The sequence below is a fragment of the Parvibaculum sp. MBR-TMA-1.3b-4.2 genome (assembly GCF_053628815.1).
This window is the reverse complement of the sequence record NZ_JBRJHC010000001.1, coordinates 2,877,046-2,900,079: the sequence shown is the minus strand read 5'-3', so window position 1 is coordinate 2,900,079 and position 23,034 is coordinate 2,877,046. Positions and strand designations below refer to the sequence as shown.

Sequence of the window (23,034 nt, the reverse complement as noted above, 5' to 3'; positions counted from 1 at the left end):
CGACACCCCGTCTGATTTTGAACGATCGCGCCGCTGGCGTCGCCGCCAGCCGGGGCTATAATCGCCGCCAAATACTCAAAAGAAGCGACACTAGGGAGAAACGAGATGACGGCCATCAATGACGTCGGAGATCTGACAGTAGAAGGCGATATCGGGGTCCTGACCCTCAATTCGCCGCCGGTCAACGCCCTGTCCGCGCCGGTGCGCGAGGCAATCCACGAGGGCATCAAGCAGGCCATCGCCGACGACAAGGTGAAAGCGATCGTCCTCATCTGCGACGGCCGCACCTTCATCGCGGGCGCGGACATCACGGAATTCGGCAAGGCCCCGTCTGGCCCGAGCCTCTTCGACGCGCAGGACATGATCGAAAACGCGCCCAAGCCCGTCATCGCCGCCATCCACGGCACCGCGCTCGGCGGCGGCCTTGAGGTCGCGCTCACCTGCCACTACCGCGTGGCCGTCCCCTCCGCCAAATGCGGCCTGCCGGAAGTCAATCTCGGCCTCCTGCCCGGCGCCGGCGGCACGCAGCGTCTGCCCCGCATCGTAGGTGCCCAGAAGGCGCTTGAGATGATGACGGCCGGCACCCATGTGGGCGCCAAGCAGTGCCTTGAAATGGGTCTCGTCGATGAACTCGCCGAGGAAGGCAAGCTGCGCGATGGCGCCATCGCCTTTGCGAAAAAGGTGCTCTCCGAAAACCGTCCGCTCGTGAAAATCCGCGAGCAGAACGACAAGGTCGAAGCCGATCGCGGCAAACCGGAAATCTTCGAGAATTTCCGCAAGGCCAATGCCCGCAAGTTCCGCGGTTTCCTCGCGCCGGAATACAACATCCAGTGCATCGAGGCGGCGGTGAACCTCCCCTTCGAGGAAGGCATCAAGGTCGAACAGAAGCTCTTCCGCGAGCTGGTGACGGGCACCCAGTCCGCCGCGCAGCGCCACGTCTTCTTTGCCGAACGCCAGGTATGGAAGCTGCCGGACGTGCCGAAAGATACCCCCATCATCCCGGTGGAGCGCGTCGGCATCATCGGCGCCGGCACCATGGGCGGCGGCATCGCCATGAACTTCCTGAATTCCGGCATCCCCGTCACCATCGTGGAGACGAAACAGGAAGCGCTGGACCGGGGCGTCGCCACCATCCGCAAGAACTATGAGAACAGCGCCAAGAAGGGCCGCTTCTCCATGGACGAGGTGGAAAAGCGCATGGGTCTCCTCACGCCCACGCTGAAGATGGAAGACCTCGGCACCGCCGACCTCATCATCGAGGCCGTCTTCGAGAACATGGACGTGAAGAAGGATGTCTTCGGCAAGCTCGACAAGATTGCCAAGGACGGCGCCATCCTCGCCACCAACACCTCGGCGCTCAACATCGACGAGATCGCCACGGCGGTGAAGCGCCCGGAAGCCGTGATCGGCCTCCACTTCTTCTCGCCCGCCAATGTGATGAAGCTGCTGGAAGTCGTCCGCGCCGACAAGACCTCGAAGTCGGTCATCGCGACCTCCATGCAGATCGCCAAGAAGATCGGCAAAGTCGCAGCCCTTGTCGGCGTCTGCCCGGGCTTCGTCGGCAACCGCCTTCTCGCCCAGCGTCAGCGCGAAGCGCAGAAGCTCATCATGGAAGGCGCCATGCCCTGGGATGTGGACCGCGTCCTCTACGATTTCGGTCTGCCCATGGGCCCCTTCGCCATGTCCGATCTCGCCGGCCTCGACATCGGCTGGAACAAGGAAAAGTCCAAGGGCGAAACGCTCCGTGACCGCCTCTGCGAAATGGACCGCCGCGGCCAGAAGACCGGTGCGGGCTATTACGACTATGACGAGAAGCGCAATGCGACCCCCTCGCCGGTCGTCGAGAAAATGATCCTCGACTATGCCGCCGAAAAGGGCATCAACCGCCGCCAGATTTCCGACGAGGAAATCCTGGAGCGCTGCATCTATCCGATGGTCAATGAGGGCGCCAAGATCCTCGAGGAGGGCAAGGCCATCCGTGCCTCCGACATCGATATCGTCTGGATCTACGGCTATGGCTTCCCGCGCTATCGCGGCGGCCCGATGTTCTATGGCGACACGGTCGGCCTCGACAAAGTGCTCGGCAAGATGAAGGAGTTCCAGTCGCAGATGGGCGACGACTTCAAGCCCTCAGCCCTGCTCGAAAAGCTCGTCGCCGAAGGCAAGGGCTTCAAGGATCTCTGATCCCGAATAAGCAGCACACTCCGAAGGGCGGATTCCTCAGCGGTATCCGCCCTTTTTTCATACCTTCCTTGCGACCCGCCGCGCAACGCGGCACAGTTCCGAAAAACAACCTGGAACAAAAACAGGAAGCGGGAGGAAATACCATGAGCACCAACGAGCAGATCGTCCGCAACTTCGTTTCCGCATGGTCGCGCCTCGACATCGACGAACTGGCGGATTTCTTCACCCAGGACGGCATCTATCACAACATGATGTTCGACGCCGTAGAGGGCCGGGACAACATCCGCGAATTCATCAAGGGGTTCGCAGGCAACTGGAGCGAGCCCGACTGGGAACTCCTCAACATTGCCGTCAATGGCCAGACCGTCTTTACCGAGCGCGTGGACCGCATGATGGTGAACGGCAAACTCGTCGCCCTGCCCGTCTGTGGCGTCTTCGAACTGCGTGACGGCAAGATCGCTGCCTGGCGGGACTATTTCGACCTTGCGACCTACATGAATGCGGCGGGCTAGCCTCTCACGCTGGACGGAGATAGCGGCCGGGTCGTCACCCTGGCTGCAAAACATATCTGTCAGGCAATCCTGTCGATCTGGCTCTGTTTCAAAACACCGTTCAGGTAATCGCTGTCGCCGAACCGGCTACCAAGGCGCAGCATGTTGAGCGGCGGCATGGTGTAGCTGCCGGCATCGCCGTCACCTGTCACGCCGGTCGCCTCCAGCGCCCATCCGCCATTCGACGCGTCAAGCGTGATCGTCTTCTCGCCCGCCGTGCCGAACGCGCCGGTCTCCAGTACCAGATCGTCATGGGACGCATGCCGGATCGTGGCCTTGACGGTATCCAGGGCAGTGATCTCTATCCTGATATGGTCCGCCACGCCCTCGCCCAGCGCAAGGAGACAGCGGGCACTCGGCTCCGATAGATGCGAGAGGTCTATCGTCGTTGCGATTCTGAACCCGCCGGCAAGACCGCATGTGGCGGCGAGGGCATCGAAACCGGGAACGCTGATATCGGTTGCATCGCGGGTGACGCTGTTATTGCCGCTGGAGAGCATGACCGGCGGCACCACAGTGCCGGGGACGAAGGCAAAGGCCCCGCCGATAAGGGTCGACCCATCGAGAGGGAAACTCGGATTGACCGAATTCTGGCTGGCGCCCGGAGAAGACTGAATGCGCATCAGACAGGATGAACTGCCCGCAAATGTCGCTTTGATGGAAACCAGCCATACGCCGTCGGCAATTTCCGCCACCGCCGCGTCTCTTCCCGTCGCAGACCCGAAGCTGTTCGTGATTGTTCCGGTCTGCGTGTCAAAGACAATGTAGGCGTCGTCGCCGGCCGCCGCCCCAAAAATGACATAGCGCCGCGTTCCCCGGGCGATAAGACCGATAGCGACATAATCGCCCGTATCCGGATAGGACGGACGATAGCCGAATGCCGGACCGGCAATCCCGCAAACATCCGTACCAACGGTCTCGGTGACCGTCACCAGCGTGACCGCCCCCAGATCGAAATCATTTACCGCCGATGCAACACCTGAAAAACGCGGCCAATAGGTGATGTCGGAAATATCGTCGGTCGACGGATACGCGCTTGTATGCCGGCCCCCAATGTCCAATCCGACGCCTGCAACGACGGGCGGCACGTCGATACCGAAAGTCCGGTAGACGCCATCCGCGCCCGCCATGAGCGCTTCCGATGCACGCGAGGCGGAAACGGCTTCCTCAAGATCCACCGGCAAGCCGCCGCGGCTATAGACCCCCGAAGAAAAATCCGCCGACCACACAGCCCTCGAAAGCCGGGGCGGGGGAACCACGTCGCGCGCAAGTGTCCGCGAAAGAGGAAATACAATATCGTAATCTACCCGGTTCATGGGATGCTCCAGACTGCTTCCATCGAACACAGTCTGAAGCCCCGTAAACGGGCGGGGATTAGTTGCCCCTAAAATTCCCAGCCCGGCTCGGGAATGGCCCGGTAGGCCTGCGTCAGCGCATCCGACCAGGACTGGCGCAACCCACGGAAATACTCGTCATCCTCCCGAATCCGCCGTGTCATCGCGACCTTCAGCGTATCCCGCCGATAGACCATCAGATCGATCGGCATGCCGACCGACAGATTGGAGCGCATGGTGGAATCCATGGAAATCAGCGCGAGTTTCAGTCCGTCATCGAGCGGCGTGTCGTAATGCAGCGCGCGGTCGATGATCGGCTTGCCGTATTTGTGCTCGCCGATCTGCAGGAAGGGCGTGTCTTCCGTCGCCTCGATATAGTTGCCCGCCGAATAGACCTGAAAAAGCCGCATCTCGCCCTGCCCGACCTGGCCCGCCAGCAGGATCGACACGCTGAAATCGCCGGACTGTGCCTCGAGCGACGGGCCGTCGGTCCGGTACACCTCCCGCACCGCCTGCCCCATCAGCTGCGCCGCGCGCACCATGGACGGTACGGTGTGAAGCGTCATCGCCTCCTCGCCCGGTCGAGGGGCGATGCCCTGCTCGAGCGCGATATTCACTGCCGCCTGGCTGACGGCCAGATTGCCCGCCGTCATGATGCCGATCACCCGATCGCCCGGATGTTCGATCAAGGTGAGCTTGCGGAAGGTTGAAATATTGTCGACGCCGGCATTGGTGCGCGTATCGGCCAGCATCACCAGCCCGTCCTTAAGGCGCAGCGCCACGCAATAGGTCATTTTCTGTCTCCGGATGTCAGCCTATTGCTGGATGACCTTGTCGTCCACGACAAGGCGTACTTCCAGCGTTTCGTTCCCGCCGCCGCGCCGAACGCCCCGCACCGGGGCCGCCTCGAAATAGTCGAGGCCGGAGGCCACGCGGATATGGGCATCGGTCGGGCAGAGCCGGTTGGCAACATCGAATCCAACCCAGCCAAGTCCATCAATATAGGCTTCGGCCCATGCGTGGCTAGCCTCGTATGCCTCCCCCTCGCCACCCCAGAGATAGCCGCTGACATAGCGCGCCGGCACCCCCAGAACCCGCGCAGCCGAGATGAACACATGCGCATGGTCCTGGCAGACGCCATGGCCCGCCGCCAAAGCCTCGCCCGCCTTGGTTGCCACATCCGTCAAGCCGGTCTGGTAGTCGATGGCATCCCGCACGGCGCCCATCAGCTGGTGGCCCAGATCGAGCGGTGAGCCGTCCGAGCCTTTCTTCGCGGCCTGCGCCAAAGCCTCGATTGCCTCGTCCGGCTCGGTCAGTTCCGTTTCACGGAGATAAAAGAGCGGTGGGAAATATTCCGGAACCTCGGAGAGAACGCCATGAGCGTCCTGCGTCTCCACTTCCCCCGTCAGCGTCAGCGTCAGTTCGGTATGGGCCCGGTCCATGGTCAGCATGTTCAGCACATTGCCATAGGCGTCGCGACCATAAGTCATGGTCGCGCCCCACTGAGTACCGATCCGCCAGTCGAGGATTTTCTGATTACCATTGTCCAGTGGCGTCAGACGCAGCGCCTGCAAGGCATAGGACGCCTCGAACTCGTAGCGATAGGTCGTTTCATGTTGCAGATGGATGCGCATGGCCGGCGTCGGATCCTGGATTCGTCCTGATGGGGCCTAGAAAAGATACGCCCGGCTGATCTCATAGGCGAGACGGTTGTTGTTCTCAATATGCTCGGACAGAAACTCATGCAGGCCCTGCCGGAATATATCGTCCATCTGGCCGAAGCGAAGCCGGGAATGGATCTGCCCGGCCATACGATGGCACTCGTGGCGCTGGCCATATTGTTCCGCCAGATGGTCGAGGCTCTCCTTGATGCCGAGTGCGCAGCTTGCAAGAGATCTCGGCATTTCCTCGCGCAGCGTCAGGAACTCGACGATAAGCCAGGGCTTCAGCCCCTGCCGATAGACCGAATTGTAGCTGCGATAGCCCGACACGGCCCGGAGGATGGAGGCCCATTGATAATAGTCGATACCGCCGCCCACCTCCGCCTCTTCCGGCAGAAGGATATGATACTTCACGTCGACGATACGCGCCGTATTGTCCGCCCGCTCGATGAACGTTCCCAGCCGGGAAAAGAAATAGCTGTCGCGGCGTAGCATGGTCGCAACCGTAGCACCGTGAAACAGCAGCGAACGGTCCTTCACCCAGTCGAGGAAGCGGTTCAAACCGCTGCCGCGCACACGGTTCTCGTTCCAGCCCGGCAGCTCGAGCCATGTCGTATTGAGGCTCTCCCATTGTTCCGTGGTCAGAGCGGTGCGCACCGCGCGGCCATTGCGGCGCGCCGTTTCGAGGCAATTGCGGATGGAAGACGGGTTTTCCGGATCGAAAGCCAGAAAGGAGATCACATTCTCCGGCGTCGCCTCGTCATAGCGCTCGTAGAACTCGTCCTCCACGCCCGATACGACGATGGTCGAATGCCATTCATTGCCATCCGACTCGGCAATAGCCGGCATCAGAGACAAGCGGTCGGTGACGCGCAGGATGCGGGCGAGGTTTTCCGCGCGCTCCATATAGCGCGAAATCCAGTAGAGATTGTCGGCGGTACGGCTCAGCATATCGGCGTTCCCGGCCCTCCCTTCAACTTTTCAAAACCCATGTGTCCTTGGTGCCGCCGCCCTGACTTGAATTGACGACCAGCGACCCTTCCCGCATGGCAACGCGGGTCAGCCCGCCCGGCACGACCCGGGTTTCCCGGCCCGACAGAATGAACGGCCTCAAATCGACATGGCGGGGCGCAACGCCTTCATCGACGAAAGTCGGACAGGTCGACAGGGCAAGTGTGGGCTGTGCGATATATTTCTCCGGCTCTTTTTCCAGCGCATGAGCGAATTTCGCGATCTCTTCCTTCGTCGCCTTCGGGCCCACCAGCATGCCGTATCCGCCCGACCCGTGAACCTCCTTCACGACAAGCTCGGGCAGATGCTCCTTCACATAGGCAAGGTCGTCCTTCTCACTACAGCGCCATGTCGGCACATTCTTGAGGATCGGCTTCTCGCCCAGATAGAACTCCACCATCTTCGGCACATAAGTGTAGATCGCCTTGTCGTCTGCGATCCCGGCCCCCACGGCATTGGCAAGGTTCACATTACCGGCGCGATAGGCCTGCATGATGCCGGGCACGCCCAGCGCCGAATCCGCGCGGAAGGCCAGCGGGTCGAGGAAGTCGTCATCCACACGCCGATAGATCACGTCCACGCGCCGCGGTCCCTGCGTGGTACGCATATAGACGATGTCGTCCTTCACATAGAGGTCGGGACCTTCCACAAGCTCCACGCCCATCTGGTCGGCCAGAAAGGAATGCTCGTAATAGGCCGAGTTGTAGATGCCCGGCGTCATCACCACGACGGTCGGCTCGCTCTCGCAATTGCGCGGCGCAACCGAGGCGAGCGTGTAATGAAGGTCGTCGCAGTAATGGTCCACCGGCGCGACGTGATAGCGCTCGAAGAGATCGGGAAAGAGCCGCATACTGATTTCCCGGTTCTCCAGCATGTAGGAGACACCGGAAGGCGTACGGCAATTGTCCTCCAGCACGTAGAACTCTTCCGGTCCCACGCGCACCATGTCGATGCCCGCAATATGGGTATAGACATCATAGGGCAACCGAACGCCCTGCATCTGATGGCGATAGGTCTCGTTGAGCAGGACATGCTCGGACGGCACGATCCCGGCTTTCAGAATTTCCTGCGGTCCGTATATATCGGCAATGAAAGCATTGAGCGCATTCACCCGCTGGATGAGACCCGCCGATATCTGTTCCCATTCCGCCGCTTCCAGAATGCGTGGAATGATATCGTAGGGAATGATCCGTTCGGGATCGCCGCCCTCGCCATAGACGGCGAAGGTAATGCCGATCCGCCGGAAGAATGTCTCCGCCTCTTCCCGGCGAAGGGTAAGAACGTCGTGAGGGATCTGGTCAAGCCAGTCCTTCAGGACACGGTAGGCCGGGCGCGGTTCCGCACCCATAGCTCCCATTTCATCAAAGATGGCAGACGCCATCACATCTCCCGTTTGCTTCTTTTAGCCAGTTCAATAAGCCTAGACCGATTTCTTCGTACAATGAAAGAGCAAGAGCGATGCCATGCACATGACCTTGGCAAAAGTTCCATTCTTCAGGCAAAGCTGGTCGCTCACCAGGCAATGGAGTGGCAACGAAAAGTGCAGGCCGCTTTTGAAAGAGGCAAAACCCGGCAGGAGTGGATGCCGTCTCGGTTGGCGAACTCACGAAAATCCACTATGGGTGACTTTCTGCCAAGGCGGTCGAGCGGCCCGTGAAATCGCGGCATTTTCCGGGTTGCCCAAGGGCCGCAAACAAAAGCTGGACCCTGAAAGATGGAAATACTCGTCTGCGGCGCTGCCGGATTTATCGGATCCCATCTGACCCGGCGCCTCATCAATGAGGGGCACAATGTTCGGGCGGTCGATATCGAACCGAATGGATATTTCGATCATTCCATCGGGAAGCTGATTGTCGGCGACCTGCGCGACCCCTCTTTCATTACAGAGGCGGTCGACCGGCCTTTCGACGAAATCTACCAGCTTGCCGCGGATATGGGGGGCGCCGGATATCTGTTCACGGGCGACAACGACGCCCGGGTCATGCACAACTCGGCGTCGATCAACCTCAATGTTCTGGAAGCAGCCAGCCGCAGCAAGTCCCGCCGCATATTCTTCTCCTCATCCGCCTGCATCTATCCGCAGCGAAACCAGACCGATCCGTCAAATCCCAATTGTGCCGAAGACAGCGTCTACCCCGCCGACCCGGACAGCGAATATGGCTGGGAGAAACTCTTTGCGGAGCGCCTGTATCTGGCTTATGCACGCAATTTCGACATGGCCGTCCGTATAGCGCGCTATCACAACATATTCGGACCTAACTGCGCCTGGAACAACGGTCGGGAGAAAGCGCCCGCTGCATTGGCCCGCAAAGTCGCGGAAACACCGAACGGCGGCGAGATCGAGATCTGGGGCGATGGCAAACAAACGCGGTCATTCCTCTATATCGATGAATGCCTTGAAGGAACGTTGCGCCTGATGCGTTCGGACTGGAGCGGTCCGGTCAATATCGGTTCCGAAGAAATGATCTCGATCAGCGACCTTGTGGACATCTACATCGCCATTTCGGGGAAGACGCTTGAGAAGCGCTTCGTTCCCGGTCCTGAAGGCGCGCGTGGCCGCAATTCCGACAATCGCCTGATCCGCGAGAAGCTCGGATGGGCACCGTCGCGGCCGCTTCGGGAAGGCCTTGAATCGATCTATGCCTGGATTACCGCTGAGGTGGCACTGAGGGACATGCCAAAAAACGAACGCCAGGCATAAAACAAAGCGCACCGAAAGCGATGTTTCGGACCTCGCATGGACTTAATGCGAGCCGGCGCGGATTTGCTCGATGCGCTCCGTCATGGCGCGTCGCATGGCCTGTCCTGCCGTAAACGCCCCATCGCGGTAGCGCCCATAATCCCGCGCCACGGCGAGAATGGCGTCAGCATATTCGGCGACGCTGCTTGCCGTTGGAGACCCTGCGATTTCCTGCCAGTCCGCCATCGCAAAGCCTTTGGTAACGACCACCGGCGTCCCGCACATCGCGGCTTCGATGATCATGCCCGAACCACGGCTTCGGTATGAATGAATATCGTATGGCAGAACGAGAAGGTGTGACTGCGCGATCGCATCGGCGAATGCTGCCGAACTCAGCTCCGAGTCCAGAAAGTCGACCTCCAGAAAATCAGGCAACTCGAGCTGCCGCAAAGATTCCATGAAACGCGTTCCCGCATTCGATCCGCTGGAATCGTCGTCCAGCCCGGCGGGCTTTTGCAGGAGAATACGAATACGTCCAATACCTGCCTGCTCCTGGCGTTCCGCCAGCGACCTCACGATATCGGGAATCAGATCGATGCCCTGTTCCTTGCGCTTTCCTCCGAGCATACCCACAACAAAACAGTCTTGCGGGCCTCCCTTGGCGACGAGTGCCCCGTCGCGAATATTCATCGGCGTGAGCCATTGGGTCACAGGCGGAAAGCCATGCGAAGTTTCAAGCTCCGCCCCCATTTCCGACGTTTCGGTGTAGAGGTGAAGATTGGGGAGTTTACGGGCAGTTTTCGCCAGGAGAGAAAGTCCCGCTTCATATTCCCGGATGAACCCCTCCGCTGGGCTCTCACCAATGATACGGAAATGCATGGCAGGACCGTCGCGCCCGAGTTTCTGCGCGAACATGGCAAGACTGCCGGCCTGGTGCGGCCAGACGGTATGAAAGATCACCGCGTCCTCGGCACCCAATCGGGCGCGCCGGGCGAAGCCCAGCATCGCTTTTGCATTGCGCGATCTTACGACCGAGCGATAATGCGCCGTATGTTCCACCTGCCGGAAAATCCGGCGGCTGAGGGTTCTGACATCCGGCCAGTTCCAAACCGTTACGTCATCGCCGAATTTGATCAGCAGCGATGCTTTGCGGTGCACGGCCACAAATCGCGTCTTGTCCTCGAATGCATCCAGGAGCGATTTGGTGGTCGGGAAATAATGGCCATGCGTAAAGCAACATTCCGGATCGAGGATCAGCACCTTTTGCATAGCGTTTCACCGGGGATACAGATCGCGCAGCGTGTTGTCTTCTTCGCCGATCAACGCGAATTCAGCTTCCGCAACAAGCGCTCGTTCGGGTGTCCATCCGCAGGCAGCCCGTGGGCCTTCTGGTAACGCCGGATCGCCTGCCGCGTGTTGTAGCCGATGATACCGTCAACGCCTTTCGTATCGTATCCGGCGTTGGTCAGCGCACGCTGCAAGGCCTCGCGTTCGCTGCGCTTCAGCGGTCGCTCGTCCCTCGGCCAGTCCCTCACGATCTCGCCCTGCCCGGCGAACCTTTGCGACAACAGCCCGACCGCAAGCGCATATGAGGTCGAATTGTTGTAGGCAAGAATTGCCTTGAAGTTCGGCAGAACAAGAAAGGCGGGGCCCCTGTGGCCCGCCGGCAGGAGAATAGCCGCGGATTGAGCGTCGTCGCCCGCGGGCAACGCTCCGCCATCGGCCATGCGGACGCCCAGCGCACGCCATTGTGCGACGCTGCGCCTGTTTGACCTGTCGGCTTCGGCATAGTCGAACCCGTTGGGCAGCGTCACCTCATAGCCCCAGCTCTGACCTGTCTTCCAGCCGGAACGCGAGAGAAGGTGAGCGGTGGAGGCCAGCGCATCGTCGGCGCTGTTCCAGATATCGCGTCGCCCGTCGCCGTCGAAGTCGACGGCATGGATGAGATAGGTGGTGGGAATGAATTGCGTCTGCCCCATGGCGCCCGCCCAGGACCCCATCATGCGTTCCGGTGCGATGTCGCCCGCCTGAACGATCTTCAGCGCGGCGATGAGCTGCGACTTGGCGAATGCCTCGCGCCGCCCGTCATATCCAAGCGTCGCCAGAGAGCGCAGGACATGGAGCGATCCCGTAAACTGGCCGTAAGCCGATTCCAGACCCCAGATCGCCACGACGATCCGGCGGTCCACCCCATAGGCTTTTTCGATACGGGCAAGCGCCTTTTCATGGGAGCGCAGCATCGCCTTTCCATTGGCCACGCGCTTGTCCGAAAGCGCGCTTTCAAGATAGCCCCAGACGGGTTTTGAGAATTCCGGCTGATTGCGGTCCGCCGCGATCACATCTGGGTCGGGGTTAAGCCCGCTCATGGCCCGATCGTAGACCGAGGCTTTTACCCCCGCCGCCACGGCTTCCTTGCGGAACGACTTCACCCAGGCCGTAAAAGCGGGATCGGCCGGCGTCCTCGGCGAAACCAGAGGAACCGGTGCGGAAATGCCCGTTGCAGCCTGCACGGCGGGTGTTCCGCAAGCCCAAAAACCCAGGAAAACCGCTCCCAGGGCAACCACCCCAGGCATTCCCGTCCGGATCAGGTCTTTCATTCGGAAACTCGGTCCTCTCACGCCTCTTCGCTGTTCGGATAACCCGAAACGCCACCACCCCGCCTGGCGCGAACGCTATCACGCTGTCCCAAAAAGAAAACAGGCAAGGCGACTCTCACCTTGTGTGAGCAAAGGTTACTTAAGATTCATCCGCCATGCTGACTCTTTAAGGCCCGCTTAAACACCTCTCGCGCAATTTGCTGGTGTTCAGGGAGTATATTTTGTTCTCGGTCATAAACTGCATCGCCACAGAGCACAGCCCGGACTTCGTCCTACTGGCCGCCATCATATGCCTGCTGTCCTGCCTGACCACGGCAAGCCTGATCGGACGCGTGCGCGATGCACATGGCTGGACCATTCATGCATGGATAGGCGGCGCGGCGATCGTTGTCGGCGGCGGGACATGGGCCACGCATTTTGTTGCCATTCTCGGCTACACGCCGGACCTCTCGATGGGCTTCGACATCAAACGCACCCTGATCTCCGCGCTCGCCGCCGTCGCATTTTCATGGGTCGCTTTTCTGATCGCCCTGCGCCAAAGCACCTCCCGTGCGGGTATCGCTGTTGGGGGTGTGGTCCTGGGGCTTGCGATATCGACGATGCACTATCTGGGCATTAGCGGTCTGGACATCGCGGCGCATATTGCATGGTCGACAGGCTTTGTCGTGGCATCCGTCGTCGCATCCATCGTTTTTTCCGTGCCGGCTATGCTGCTCATGACAAGCGGCAACAGTCTTTCACGGCGATTGTCCGCTGCAGCTGTCCTGACAATCGCCGTCATGATGCTGCATTTCACCGGCATGACGGCAATGACCATCGAGCCGGACCCCAGCATCGTCCTTTCCCAAAGCGCAATCCCGGCCGACTGGATCGCGGTTGGCATCGCCATCACGACGGCCACGATCATCATGATCGCCATCACGATCTCCCTCGTCGACCGACGCCTGATGTTGCGTGACAAGGAAGAGGCGGTAAGGCTGCGCAAATATGTCTCCCAGCTCGAGGAGTCCCAGAAGCAGCTTCGCGGCATGTCCGAAAAGCTCAAAGCCGCCTTGCTCGAAGCCTCCGCTGCCAACCGTGCAAAAACGGCATTCCTCGCTCAGACAAGCCATGAACTCCGTACACCCCTCAACGCGGTGATCGGCTTCGCGGAATTGATGGAGAACCAGACCTTCGGCCCGCTTGGACACCCCAACTATCGGGAGTACGCAAGCGACATTCGCAAGAGCGGCCAGCACCTTTTGGGCATCATTTCCGACATCCTGGACATCGTACGCACAACCTCGGGCGACCTCGAACTGGCGACCGAAGAATTCGACGGCAAGGAGATTGTCGACGATGTCTTCCGCATGATGAACATTCAAGCGCTCAAGGGACAACTGACATTTACGTGCGCCACGCCATCCGGCCAGGTAACGGCTTATGGAGACCGGAAGCGCATCAAACAGATTCTGATCAACCTGGTCAGCAACGCCATCAAATTCACCCCCGCTCATGGCAACGTCGAACTCAGCCTGAGCAACGAAAGCGGCATGACGGTCCTGCGCGTAAGCGATACCGGGATAGGCATGTCCGCGGCACAGATACCGGCAGCCCTGGAGCATTTCGGTCAGATCGATATGGAACATCGGCGCCGGTATGACGGGCTGGGTATCGGTCTCCCGCTCTCCAAAAGCCTGGCCGAATTGCATGGCGGCCATCTGGAAATCGAGAGTACTCCGGGCAAAGGCACCGTCGTGAGCGTCTACCTGCCGCAAGATGCCGGCGCAGAAGAAAGCCATGCGGCAGTGGAAACCCCCGAGCCTAGCCGCGCCGCGAGCTGAAAACCGGTCAGAACGGAATTTCGCTTCCGTCCCAACTGAAAAATCCGCCGCTGTCCCTTGGCTCGACGCGCCCCAGCACATCCAGAATATTCGCCGCCGCCTCTTCCGGTGAGTGCACTTTCAATCCCCTTTTGGCAAAGGGTTGAGACAAGGCCGTATCCACCGTCCCCGGATGGACGGCAACGCAAACCGCGTCTCGCGAACGGCGCGCCAGCTCCATCGCCCCCGTTCGAACGAACTGGTTCAACGCGGCCTTCGATGCCCTGTAGCCATACCAGCCACCGAGGCGATTGTCCGAGATGCTGCCGACACGGGCCGAGAGCACCGCGAAGACGGCACGGCCCCGCCTTGGAAAAAGCGGCAGGAAATGCTTCATCACTATCGCCGGACCGATCGCGTTCACCGCCATGCTGTGCGCCAGCGCCGCCGCGTCGAGATCGCGGAAGGATTTTTCCGGCTGCGTCCCTTCGTCATGCAGAAACCCCGACGCAACGATGAGACAACGCAATGGCTCGTCCTGCCCGGCAATTTGCGCAGCGGCCTGCGCGATACTCTTTTCGCAAAGGATGTCCAATCCTGGGGTGCCGGATCGCGAGAACCCGATAACGCGGCTGAACCCACCGCTGGTTCGGAGAGTGTCCAGCAGGGAATGACCGATCCCGCCGCCGGCCCCGATCACAACCGCTTGCCCGCTGTCCCGGGATATTTCCTCTTCCACGGTCATTCGTCTCCCCGTTTGGGCCCTGGCAAATCGCCTGCCACGCAATACGGAAAGGCCGCCGGCGCGGTTCACCGCCGCGTCCGGTTCTGAGACAGGCCGCAACCTCCTGTCTCGTTTCGAGCGGCCCCTGCCGGGAAGCCCCGGCGGATATGGCCCGATATGAGCCAGTTAACCCTGTTTTTGCCGTCTATGGGACGAAACGGGCTGGAACGCGGCTTGCGCATGTCTTCGCAAACGAATTGAAGGCATGAAGCGAGCCCCCCAATGACTGCCGCAACGAATAACGCCACACCGATCTCTCCCGTCGACACGCCTGCGGCCAACCCGCGCGTGGACCTTGCCGGGGCGTCCTACGGCAAAAGCGACAGCCCGCGTCGCGACCGGCTGAGCGCACGGCTCACGCCGATCTCCGATCGCTTGATGCTGACACTGGGCGACACGTTGTCTCTGGTTTTCGCTCAGGGCATGGCGGGCTTTCTGGCGCTCTCCGTCAACGAGCACATTCTGAACACCAGCTACGAAGCCATTCAGGCCGACGCCCTGAGCGAGCGGTTCATACGGGTTGCAGCCCTTATCCTGCTGCCGCTGATCTGGTGGAGCGCGAAAGGACACTATTCCCGCCGCACCCCCTTCTGGAGCGAAATGAAGGATGTCGCCAAGGCGATGCTCCTCGTCGCCCTTCTCGATGGCTTCCTGCTCTTCGTCACCAAGGACTATTTCTCCCGTCTCTGGATTTTGCAGGGCTGGGCGCTGGCGCTCGTCATGATCCCGCTGGGACGTATCGGCATGCGCGCCGTATTGAAGCGCCATGGCAGCTGGGTGGCCCCGGTCCTCGTCATCGGCACCGGCCGGAACGCCGCCGAAGCCGCTCAGGTCCTGGAATCGGAACCCTATCTCGGCTACGAAATCGCCGGCATGGCCGATACCGCCGAGCTGATGGATGAAGACAACGCCATGCGTCCGTCGAGTTTCCTTTATCGCGCGGGCGGCGACCTCTCCGAAGCGCTGTTGCAGGCCTGCGAGACGTACCAGGCGCGCTTTGTCGTGCTGGCCCCTTCGCCGGAAGAAATGGTCCATCTCGACCCGCTGCTGCGCGCACTCCATCGCGCCCGCATCCCTTTCGCGATCATTCCCCCGCTCAAGGGCATCGGCGCGATGTCGCTGGATGTCGGCAATTTCTTCAGCCATGACCTCGTCATGCTGACACTGGCGGACAATCTGGCCCGTCCGATGAGCCGCTTCGTGAAGCGCAGCTTCGACCTTGCCGTGGCCGCTGCGGCCCTGGTGGCTCTCGCCCCCTTCTTCGCGGTGCTGAGCGCCCTGATCCGCCGCGACGGCGGACCGGCTTTTTACGGCCATACGCGCGTCGGCGAACAGGGCCGCGACTTCAACTGCCTGAAGTTCCGCACCATGCGCACCGATGGCGATGCGATCCTGAAGGCATTGCTGGAGAAAAACCCCGAGGCCCGCGCGGAATGGGACCGCGACCAGAAGCTGCGTCACGATCCCCGTATCACCCGCATCGGTCACTTCCTGCGCAAGACGAGCCTCGACGAACTGCCCCAGCTCCTGAACGTGCTGCGCGGCGAGATGAGCCTTGTCGGGCCCCGCCCCGTCACGCAGGCCGAAGTCCGCCGCTATGGCGAGGATGCGGAATATTATCTGGCGGCCAAGCCCGGCATTACCGGCCTGTGGCAGGTCAGCGGCCGCAACAACACCACCTATGTGCGCCGCGTGCAGCTCGATGCCTGGTATGTGAAGAACTGGTCGCTCTGGGCCGACATCGCGATCCTCTTCAAGACCGTGCCCGTCCTCATCACTCGGAAGGGCGCCTGCTGAGCCGCCGCGAGGTCCGCTGCCAGCGTCGCCCGACCCGCACGATCGCCTTGCGGCGCCATCTGCGCGAAGGCGCGTGATCCATGGTCAGCAATGTCAGCCCGACCGGGATCGCCCCCGGGCCCGGCGGACCGGGAATAACGCCCAGAATGACAAGACCGACACCCGCGCCGACACGGCCCGACCGGCTTCGCGGCACGGGCAGCCGGAACCGGCCGATCTTCAACGCCATACGCGGCGGGCGCTCGGGTATTTCCGTCATTTCCGGCCCATGTCGACATCAAGCTGCGACGAAGAATACGTCCACCGCCGCGCCTTCCGTCGCAGATTGTTTGTAGAAAATTGCAATCGTCAGGGCCGACGATATGCCCTGCGGCAGGACCGTCGCGTCAATCGCCAGAGGTCATGAACCGCGCACCGATGAAAGCGGGCAAATGGCGGCTGAGCCACAGCCCCGCCAGCGCGCCGACGGCGAGTCCGGCAAAATCGGCCCCGAAATCCAGGATCGAGGCGGACCGGCCCGGAACGAATGACTGCAGAATTTCGATCGACGCCCCCACCCCGAGCAATATGGCCAAGAGCAGCAACCGTCGGCTCGTTCGCCTCGCCGTAAAGGGAACAGCGGCGGCCAGCGCGGCAAAGGCGCTGAAATGCAGCGCTTTGTCGAGTTCCCAGAAGGCAGGCGGCGCGAGCGCAGGCGAGAGAGAGCCCAGCAACACTGCAAGGAGGGCCGCTATCCAGATCGCACGCAACCAGAGCTTGTTCATCGCGAAATTATACTCACACTCGAAAAACCGCCGCCGCGGATGAGACATCCGTGCCGACCGACGCTAAAGCTTCGGGGTTAAAAAAGGCGCAAGGATGGCGTCTCTCAGGATTCCCCGTCCAACACGGATATGACCTTCTCCGCCAGGGAGAGCGACGCCGTCAGGCCGGGGCTTTCGATACCGAAAAGATTGACGAGCCCGGCAACGCCATGCTCGCCCGGCCCTGAAACCACGAAATCACGCGCCGGCTCGCCCGGCTTCTGGATCTTCGGGCGAATGCCCGCATAGGCCGGCACCAGAATGCCCTCCGGCAGGGCCGGCCAGTAGCGCCGGATGGCGTCATAGAAGAGATCGCCCCGCGCCGGATCGACGCTGTAATCGAGCGTCCCATCCGCGCCCGGCTCGATCCATTCGACATCCGGCCCGAAGCGCGCCTGCCCGCCCATATCGAGCGTCAGATGCACGCCGAGCCCGGCCTGTTCGGGGGCGGGATAGACGAGCCGCGAAAAGGGCGCCCGGCCCGACAGCGCAAAGTAATTGCCCTTGGCAAAATGCGCCTCCGGCACGAAAGCGGGATCGAGACCTTCAATCCGGCGGGCAAGCGCAGGCGCTTGAAGCCCCGCCGCATTTACGACCTCGCGCGCGCGAAGCCGCATAGGCGCATCGCCGCCGACATGAACGACGCCCCCAGCCGCGCCTGCTTCAACGCTCTCCACCTCGGCGTGAAACGCTATCGCGCCGCCATGATCTTCAAACTCTCCCTGCAGGCTCAGCATATAGGCATGGGCATCGAGAATGCCCGTCACCGGCGAATGCAAAGCAGCCAGGCAGGAAAGCTGCGGCTCGGCTTGCCGGGCGCGGGCCGCGTCGATTTCCTCGATCCCCTCCACGCCATTCTCTCGCGCCCGGGCCGCGATCCCCGGCAAGGCGTCGGCCTGCGCCTCGTCGGTCGCGACGATGAACTTGCCGCATTGACGATAGGGCAGCCCGTGCGCCTCCAGATAGGCATAGAGGAGGTGCCGTCCCTCCACACAGGCGCGCGCCTTCAGGCTCCCGGCCGGATAATAAATCCCCGCATGAATGACCTCGCTGTTGCGCGAGGAGGTCTCCGTGCCGATCGCGCCTGCGCGTTCGAGCACGACCACCTCGCGGCCCGTCATGGCCAGCGCGCGGGCACAGGCGAGCCCTACCGCGCCTGCGCCGATCACCGCCGTATCGATCTCATAAATCTCGGTCACAAAACACCTTCCCCCGAGTGCCGGAGGGATCAGGATTAGCCGATTTCAGAGCGGAGGACGAGATGGCGGGCATACCCCTTGAAATGTCGAGTTTTGTACTCGCCCTTGAAGAGTGGCCCTTGATTACAAAGATGTAGGCAGACGTAGCGTCACTGGCGCAAACCCCTGAATGCGGAGCGGCTGAAGATCATGGACACTGCACTGAACGACACTCCTGCCCTCCAGAGCGGCAGCAAGCTGGACTTCAAGGTCAGGAACCGCCAGTTCGCCAGCGGCGAAGACCACCACTGGTATGGCGGCGATCCGGTCATCACCGCGCATTACAATGCGCTCTCCAGCATGTTTCCGGATGGCGAACGCTTTTTCTGCGACAGCGTGCGCGCCCAGAAAGACAAGATCACCGATCCGAAGCTCCTGAAAGAAATCTCTGCCTTTGTCGGCCAGGAAGCGGTCCATTCGCGCGAACACAAAGCTTATAACGAGCGTATCCAGGCGCAGGGTTACCCCATGGACAAGCTCGAGGGCCTTACCCAGTTCGGCCTCAAGATTGCGCGCCGCCGGCTGCCGCTCAAATGGCAACTCGGCCAGACCTGCGCGCTGGAACATTTCACCGCCATGCTGGCCAACCAGCTTCTGCGCGACACGGAGATGGCGGAAAAGGCCAAGCCGGAGGATTACGAACTCTGGATGTGGCACGCCGTGGAAGAAACCGAACACAAGGCCGTCGCCTTCGACACGCTGAAGGCGGTGAGTTCGCCGGTCGGCTTCTACATGAACCGCATCCGCGCCATCCTCATGACCACCTTGTTCTTCAATATCGGGCTCGTCGTGAATATGTGGCTCCTGCTGCGCGCCGACGGGCTGCAATGGAGCCCGCGCGCCTGGGGCCGCTGGGTCTGGTACATGCTCGGCAAGCCCGGCCATGTCCGCAAATCGATCGGCGAATATCTCGACTGGTTTCGCCCCAGCTTCCACCCTTGGGATCACGACAATCGCGAACTGGTCGAGCGTTGGAAAATCGCCCAGGGCGAGAAGCTCGACGCAGAAGGCGCCGCCGCGACGGCGGCCTAACTGACCGCGTCCCCGCCCTCCAGACGCCAGCCACCGAACCAGCTCTTGCGCTTGAAATAGCGCTCCGCCTCGACCGGTCGCGTCGAAAAAAGGGGCGTCCGCATTTTCAGCGTGAACGAACATAGATAGCCATCCTCGAAGGGATGGCATTCATGTTTGGCAACCCGAACATCCATCAAATCGTCCACGGCCTGCGACGTGCTGCCCGCAGCCAAGGCACGGGTGTGAAGGTCTTCCTTCACCGCCGACTGCAGATCCTTTTCCGACGGCTCTCCACATGCTGCCAGCGCCAAAAGCAATGGCAAAAGAAGAACTGTTCGCTTGCGCATACCGACCTCGACCTCCTGAACACAAAACCGGCGACACGGCTTTTCCGCCATCCACCATGTTGACGGGCGACCTGTCGCGCGGGTGTGAGATTTTGTGTTCATTCGCTCCCGGCCTCACCCAATTCGGGGACAGAAACCGAAAGACAAGAAGCGCAAAACAAAAACTCCCCGCAAGACATCTGCGGCCAAGAAGGCAGAGCCACAGGGTCTTGCGGGGAGCGGTATGGGGTTCAACCGGGAGGACGATACCCCATATTCCATTCAAAGAGCACCTCGGCCCTAGAAAGTGTAGGACGCCGAAAGGCTCATAAAGTCCTTGTCGTTGCTGCTGTTTCGGTACTCGTTGCCGAAATTCATCGTGTAGTCGAGGCCGACCTTGTATTTGGACTGATAGTCCGCGGTCACCCCGAGCGTGGTCGATATTTTACCCTCGACGAAACCGGGGCCGATGGGCCCAGCCGAATAGCCCGACACGTCATGGCTCCAGACAAGCCTGGGCGACAGCGTCCAGGGTGTCCCGAACGCATTGTTGTACTGAAGGACACCGATCAGCCTGTACCCCCAGGAAAACTGACTCGCATACTGAATCGGTATGGAGCAGGCCCCGCTCGATTTGAGCTGACATTTATCGCCAAAGGTTGCCGCAATGCCAGGGTTGTAGGCCGTCTCGCCGGAGCGCGGGATGGCCAGGTGATAGGAGCCCGCATCCGGCACCCATTGGAACCCCGCATTGCCGATCAGGATCAACAGGTCGGAGTCGAAAAACGAGGTCACCGGGTTGGAGGTCGTCAGTGTCGAGAGGGTATAGACCTGCCCGTGCAGCGCATCGGTCCGGCGATAGCCCTGTATGACATCGCCCGGCGCGGCCGGCGGCCCTGTATAATAAGGCTCGTCCCCCGGCGCCGGCTCATAGCCGAAATTCACCGCATCGACCGCCTGGATCTCGTTGGGGTCGACCTGGAAAGGCATGTTCGGATAATAGGCAAGCTCGCCGGACACCGCAGTCCCATTCAGGAGATTGACCGTGGTGTTGAAGCTCGTTCCGAACATCTTGATATCAGCCGGATACTGCGCCAGCAGCTTCTTGTTGTCGCCGGCCGACAGCGCAAAGATGGCCTGACCATAGGTGATCGGATTCCCGTTATCGTCCGTCGCCGGAGAGGCGGCCGTACATCCAGATCCCTTGAGCGTCCCCTGACCGGGCGGACAGAACGCCCGCGCCGCGATATAAGCGGGATTGGTCGAGGCCGGGAATGACGCAGTGGTCGTCCCGATAGGCAGATTGGAGTGGAAGTTGGTGAAATAGCCCGCCAGCTCGGTTCCCTGATTGAGCCAGTCCGCATAATAGCGAAGCGCAAAGCCGTACTGCCCCTGCTTGGGTGGTTCCTGAGAGGCGATACGCTCTATGGTCGTCGACGGCGCATAGGTGGTTCCGTTCGACCGCGTATAAACCTCGCCGCCCGCCAGCGCATAGGCACACCCGTCCACAAGGCTGTCATCGGGTGAGAAAAAGCTCCCGCAGGCCGGGAGGCGAGAGCGCGTCCAGTCCGCGATATACATGGCCTCGAAAGTGAACCCCGCGGGCAATCCAAGGCTCGCATAGGCGCTAAGCTGCGGCCGATAAAGCTCCTTCAATTCCAGACCCGGCTTGGTAAGCGCGGCCACATCGAATGGCAGATAGGAGGACACGCCACCCGGCAGAAGGAGGCTCTCACCCCAGTTCACGACCTGCCGCCCCAGACGAACAGTCAGGGGCTGATCGAGAATGTCGAAGTTGCCATAGACGAAAGCGTCGAGCAGTTCAGCCCCGCGGGCCTGAAGAAGGGCGGCCTGATCGCCTCTTAAATCGTCCGACAACGGACGACGCTGATCCGTCGGCGCATTCACAGGCCCGAACCGGCCGCCGCCGGTCCCCAGATAGCGATCGCCATAATAGTCGTAATACGCCTTGCCGCGTACGAAGGCGCCGTAATTACGCCACCGCGCTTCGACCTCGGAAATGCCTTTGACAGGTGTCGAGATCGGCTCCCATTGCTTGACGTTGATATTACCGTCATCGGAGTTGACGCTGTAATCCGTCCCTGCCGCGCCCAGGCAGCCGCCATTGTAAATCGAGATATAGCGGCAGTCCTGCGCACCTGTGCGAACACTAGCTGCGGCGGAAAGCGTGGTGGAGAAATTGAAATCCACCTCGCCGATTTCCATCTGAGCCGCCTGCGCCGTCCCTGCAGCGAAGGCGACCCCTCCCGACACCAGCAATAACGCAAGCGTCCGGCTGATCCTCCCCTTGATCATATTCGTTCCCTTGTTCCCCTGAATGTACGAGTAAAACGGACCGCACTGCCCCTCCCTAAGGCAGTGCATCCGCGAGCGGTTGCGTGACAAGCGTCAGCGGCACGAGATTGTCGACAATGCCCGCTCCTGTGGCACCGGTGTTGACGAGCTCGCCCACCGTCTGCCCCGTCGGCAGCCGCGTCCCCGCCACATCGAAGACCGCGTCCGTCACCGGAATGAGAACCGGCGCCAACGGATCGACGATGATTGCGGTATCGGGCAGCGGGATCGGCAGGCCGAACGGTCCGCCGCCTTCATTGTCCGAAGCCCCGGCAAGCTGAAACAGAACGGGCGTCAGGATAGGCGACAGGCCGCTGAGGTTATTGTCCCGGCTCGAGGCGCCAAGGCTGGTGACAAGCGTTTCAAGACCATCGCCCACGGGCCCGAGCGGAGCCGCACCCGCCGGCACTGCGCCGCCTAACGGAGCGTCGCTACCGCCCGACAAAAGAACTGGCACGAGCCCGCCTTCGGTTCCGATGAGCCCGCCAACGGCGTCATAGCCCAATAGATCCTCGCCCAGACCGCCGGCACCGCTGATGCCGAGCGAGGGTACGGCACCCGTCGCGCCGGCCAACTGATCCGTCGGCAAGGCCGTCGCCAGCGGTGAAGACGGCGCATCGGCCGCAACACCCCCGAGGACGCCGCTATCGCCCCCGCTCAGTAAATTCCCTAAAGCCCCGCCATCGCCCAGCAAAGGCGTCACGACATCCCCGGCGGTCGAGGCAAGCACGCCGCCATCGCCTGTTACGCCGAGCTGAATGCTGTCGGGCGCCGCCGTCCCCGCGGGCCGGCTCGACACACTCGGCGTACCGCTTGCCGTACACCCGCCGAGAAGAGCAGCGCTTATGATAAGACCTGCAAATTGCTTCATGGGTTCCTCCTCCCCTACTGACAAAA

Annotated in this window: 20 protein-coding genes; 6 read left to right on the top strand and 14 right to left on the bottom strand. The window is 61.2% G+C overall.

Features of this window, described 5'->3' with window-relative positions:
- Positions 1-114: 114 nt before the first annotated feature.
- On the top strand, positions 115-2,184 hold the full coding sequence (locus ACSSVQ_RS13855; RefSeq protein ID WP_454184700.1) for a 3-hydroxyacyl-CoA dehydrogenase NAD-binding domain-containing protein: 2,070 nt from the start codon (positions 115-117) through the stop codon (positions 2,182-2,184).
- A 143-nt stretch (positions 2,185-2,327) separates the two neighbouring features.
- A complete protein-coding gene (locus ACSSVQ_RS13850) occupies positions 2,328-2,696 on the top strand; it encodes a limonene-1,2-epoxide hydrolase family protein (RefSeq protein WP_454183963.1) in 369 nt (122 codons plus the stop codon).
- A 59-nt stretch (positions 2,697-2,755) separates the two neighbouring features.
- On the opposite strand, the gene ACSSVQ_RS13845 is transcribed toward ACSSVQ_RS13850, so the two are convergent.
- The 5 genes from ACSSVQ_RS13845 to ACSSVQ_RS13825 all read right to left on the bottom strand — a co-directional run bounded on the left by ACSSVQ_RS13845 (position 2,756) and on the right by ACSSVQ_RS13825 (position 8,122).
- Positions 2,756-4,051 (bottom strand): hypothetical protein, encoded by a 1,296-nt coding sequence (locus ACSSVQ_RS13845; protein WP_454183961.1) that lies wholly within the window; start codon positions 4,049-4,051, stop codon positions 2,756-2,758.
- Positions 4,052-4,119: 68 nt separating this feature from the next.
- Positions 4,120-4,863 carry a peptidase gene (locus ACSSVQ_RS13840; protein ID WP_454183959.1) on the bottom strand — a complete coding sequence of 248 codons (744 nt, stop codon included), beginning with the start codon at positions 4,861-4,863 and terminating at the stop codon, positions 4,120-4,122.
- 21 nt (positions 4,864-4,884) lie between these two features.
- Complete coding sequence (locus ACSSVQ_RS13835) at positions 4,885-5,703, bottom strand: transglutaminase family protein (RefSeq protein WP_454183958.1); 819 nt, start codon at positions 5,701-5,703, stop codon at positions 4,885-4,887.
- Between the two features lie 36 nt (positions 5,704-5,739).
- Entirely contained in the window at positions 5,740-6,681 is a 942-nt protein-coding gene (locus tag ACSSVQ_RS13830) for an alpha-E domain-containing protein (protein ID WP_454183956.1), read from the bottom strand.
- 22 nt (positions 6,682-6,703) lie between these two features.
- Positions 6,704-8,122, bottom strand: coding sequence for a circularly permuted type 2 ATP-grasp protein (locus ACSSVQ_RS13825; RefSeq protein WP_454183954.1), 1,419 nt, complete (start codon positions 8,120-8,122; stop codon positions 6,704-6,706).
- Between the two features lie 333 nt (positions 8,123-8,455).
- On the opposite strand from ACSSVQ_RS13825, the gene ACSSVQ_RS13820 reads away from it, so the two are divergent.
- A complete protein-coding gene (locus tag ACSSVQ_RS13820) occupies positions 8,456-9,442 on the top strand; it encodes an NAD-dependent epimerase/dehydratase family protein (RefSeq protein WP_454183952.1) in 987 nt (328 codons plus the stop codon).
- Between the two features lie 42 nt (positions 9,443-9,484).
- Here the strand turns inward: ACSSVQ_RS13820 and ACSSVQ_RS13815 are convergent, their stop codons facing one another.
- Together ACSSVQ_RS13815 and ACSSVQ_RS13810 are read right to left on the bottom strand one after the other, a co-directional pair.
- Complete coding sequence (locus ACSSVQ_RS13815) at positions 9,485-10,690, bottom strand: hypothetical protein (protein WP_454183950.1); 1,206 nt, start codon at positions 10,688-10,690, stop codon at positions 9,485-9,487.
- A 50-nt stretch (positions 10,691-10,740) separates the two neighbouring features.
- Positions 10,741-11,931 (bottom strand): lytic murein transglycosylase, encoded by a 1,191-nt coding sequence (locus ACSSVQ_RS13810; protein ID WP_454183948.1) that lies wholly within the window; start codon positions 11,929-11,931, stop codon positions 10,741-10,743.
- Positions 11,932-12,239: 308 nt separating this feature from the next.
- On the opposite strand from ACSSVQ_RS13810, the gene ACSSVQ_RS13805 reads away from it, so the two are divergent.
- Positions 12,240-13,841 (top strand): ATP-binding protein, encoded by a 1,602-nt coding sequence (locus ACSSVQ_RS13805; protein WP_454183946.1) that lies wholly within the window; start codon positions 12,240-12,242, stop codon positions 13,839-13,841.
- A gap of 7 nt (positions 13,842-13,848) precedes the next feature.
- Here ACSSVQ_RS13805 and ACSSVQ_RS13800 read toward each other — a convergent pair whose 3' ends face one another.
- Entirely contained in the window at positions 13,849-14,565 is a 717-nt protein-coding gene (locus ACSSVQ_RS13800; RefSeq protein ID WP_454183944.1) for an SDR family NAD(P)-dependent oxidoreductase, read from the bottom strand.
- A 261-nt stretch (positions 14,566-14,826) separates the two neighbouring features.
- Here ACSSVQ_RS13800 and wbaP point away from each other — a divergent pair, with 261 nt between their 5' ends.
- Positions 14,827-16,401: an undecaprenyl-phosphate galactose phosphotransferase WbaP gene (gene wbaP / locus ACSSVQ_RS13795; RefSeq protein ID WP_454183942.1), complete on the top strand. Its 1,575-nt coding sequence runs from the start codon at positions 14,827-14,829 to the stop codon at positions 16,399-16,401.
- On the opposite strand, the gene ACSSVQ_RS13790 is transcribed toward wbaP, so the two are convergent.
- From ACSSVQ_RS13790 to ACSSVQ_RS13780, 3 genes are all read right to left on the bottom strand, one after another.
- Positions 16,379-16,660, bottom strand: a complete 282-nt coding sequence (locus ACSSVQ_RS13790) for a hypothetical protein (protein WP_454183940.1) — start codon at positions 16,658-16,660, stop codon at positions 16,379-16,381. The two genes, wbaP and ACSSVQ_RS13790, sit on opposite strands and share 23 nt — an antisense overlap.
- 127 nt (positions 16,661-16,787) lie before the next feature.
- A complete protein-coding gene (locus tag ACSSVQ_RS13785) occupies positions 16,788-17,165 on the bottom strand; it encodes a VanZ family protein (protein WP_454183938.1) in 378 nt (125 codons plus the stop codon).
- 104 nt (positions 17,166-17,269) lie between these two features.
- Positions 17,270-18,394: an NAD(P)/FAD-dependent oxidoreductase gene (locus ACSSVQ_RS13780; protein ID WP_454184699.1), complete on the bottom strand. Its 1,125-nt coding sequence runs from the start codon at positions 18,392-18,394 to the stop codon at positions 17,270-17,272.
- Positions 18,395-18,592: 198 nt separating this feature from the next.
- Here ACSSVQ_RS13780 and ACSSVQ_RS13775 point away from each other — a divergent pair, with 198 nt between their 5' ends.
- The gene (locus ACSSVQ_RS13775; protein ID WP_454183936.1) at positions 18,593-19,474 is read left to right on the top strand and encodes a metal-dependent hydrolase; all 882 of its coding nucleotides are present in this window, start codon (positions 18,593-18,595) and stop codon (positions 19,472-19,474) included.
- Here the strand turns inward: ACSSVQ_RS13775 and ACSSVQ_RS13770 are convergent.
- The 3 genes from ACSSVQ_RS13770 to ACSSVQ_RS13760 all read right to left on the bottom strand — a co-directional run bounded on the left by ACSSVQ_RS13770 (position 19,471) and on the right by ACSSVQ_RS13760 (position 23,008).
- Positions 19,471-19,803 carry a hypothetical protein gene (locus ACSSVQ_RS13770; protein WP_454183934.1) on the bottom strand — a complete coding sequence of 111 codons (333 nt, stop codon included), beginning with the start codon at positions 19,801-19,803 and terminating at the stop codon, positions 19,471-19,473. The two genes, ACSSVQ_RS13775 and ACSSVQ_RS13770, sit on opposite strands and share 4 nt — an antisense overlap.
- Positions 19,804-20,082: 279 nt before the next feature.
- On the bottom strand, positions 20,083-22,098 hold the full coding sequence (locus ACSSVQ_RS13765; protein WP_454183932.1) for a DUF1302 domain-containing protein: 2,016 nt from the start codon (positions 22,096-22,098) through the stop codon (positions 20,083-20,085).
- 55 nt (positions 22,099-22,153) lie between these two features.
- Entirely contained in the window at positions 22,154-23,008 is an 855-nt protein-coding gene (locus tag ACSSVQ_RS13760) for a hypothetical protein (RefSeq protein WP_454184720.1), read from the bottom strand.
- Positions 23,009-23,034 lie beyond the last annotated feature (26 nt).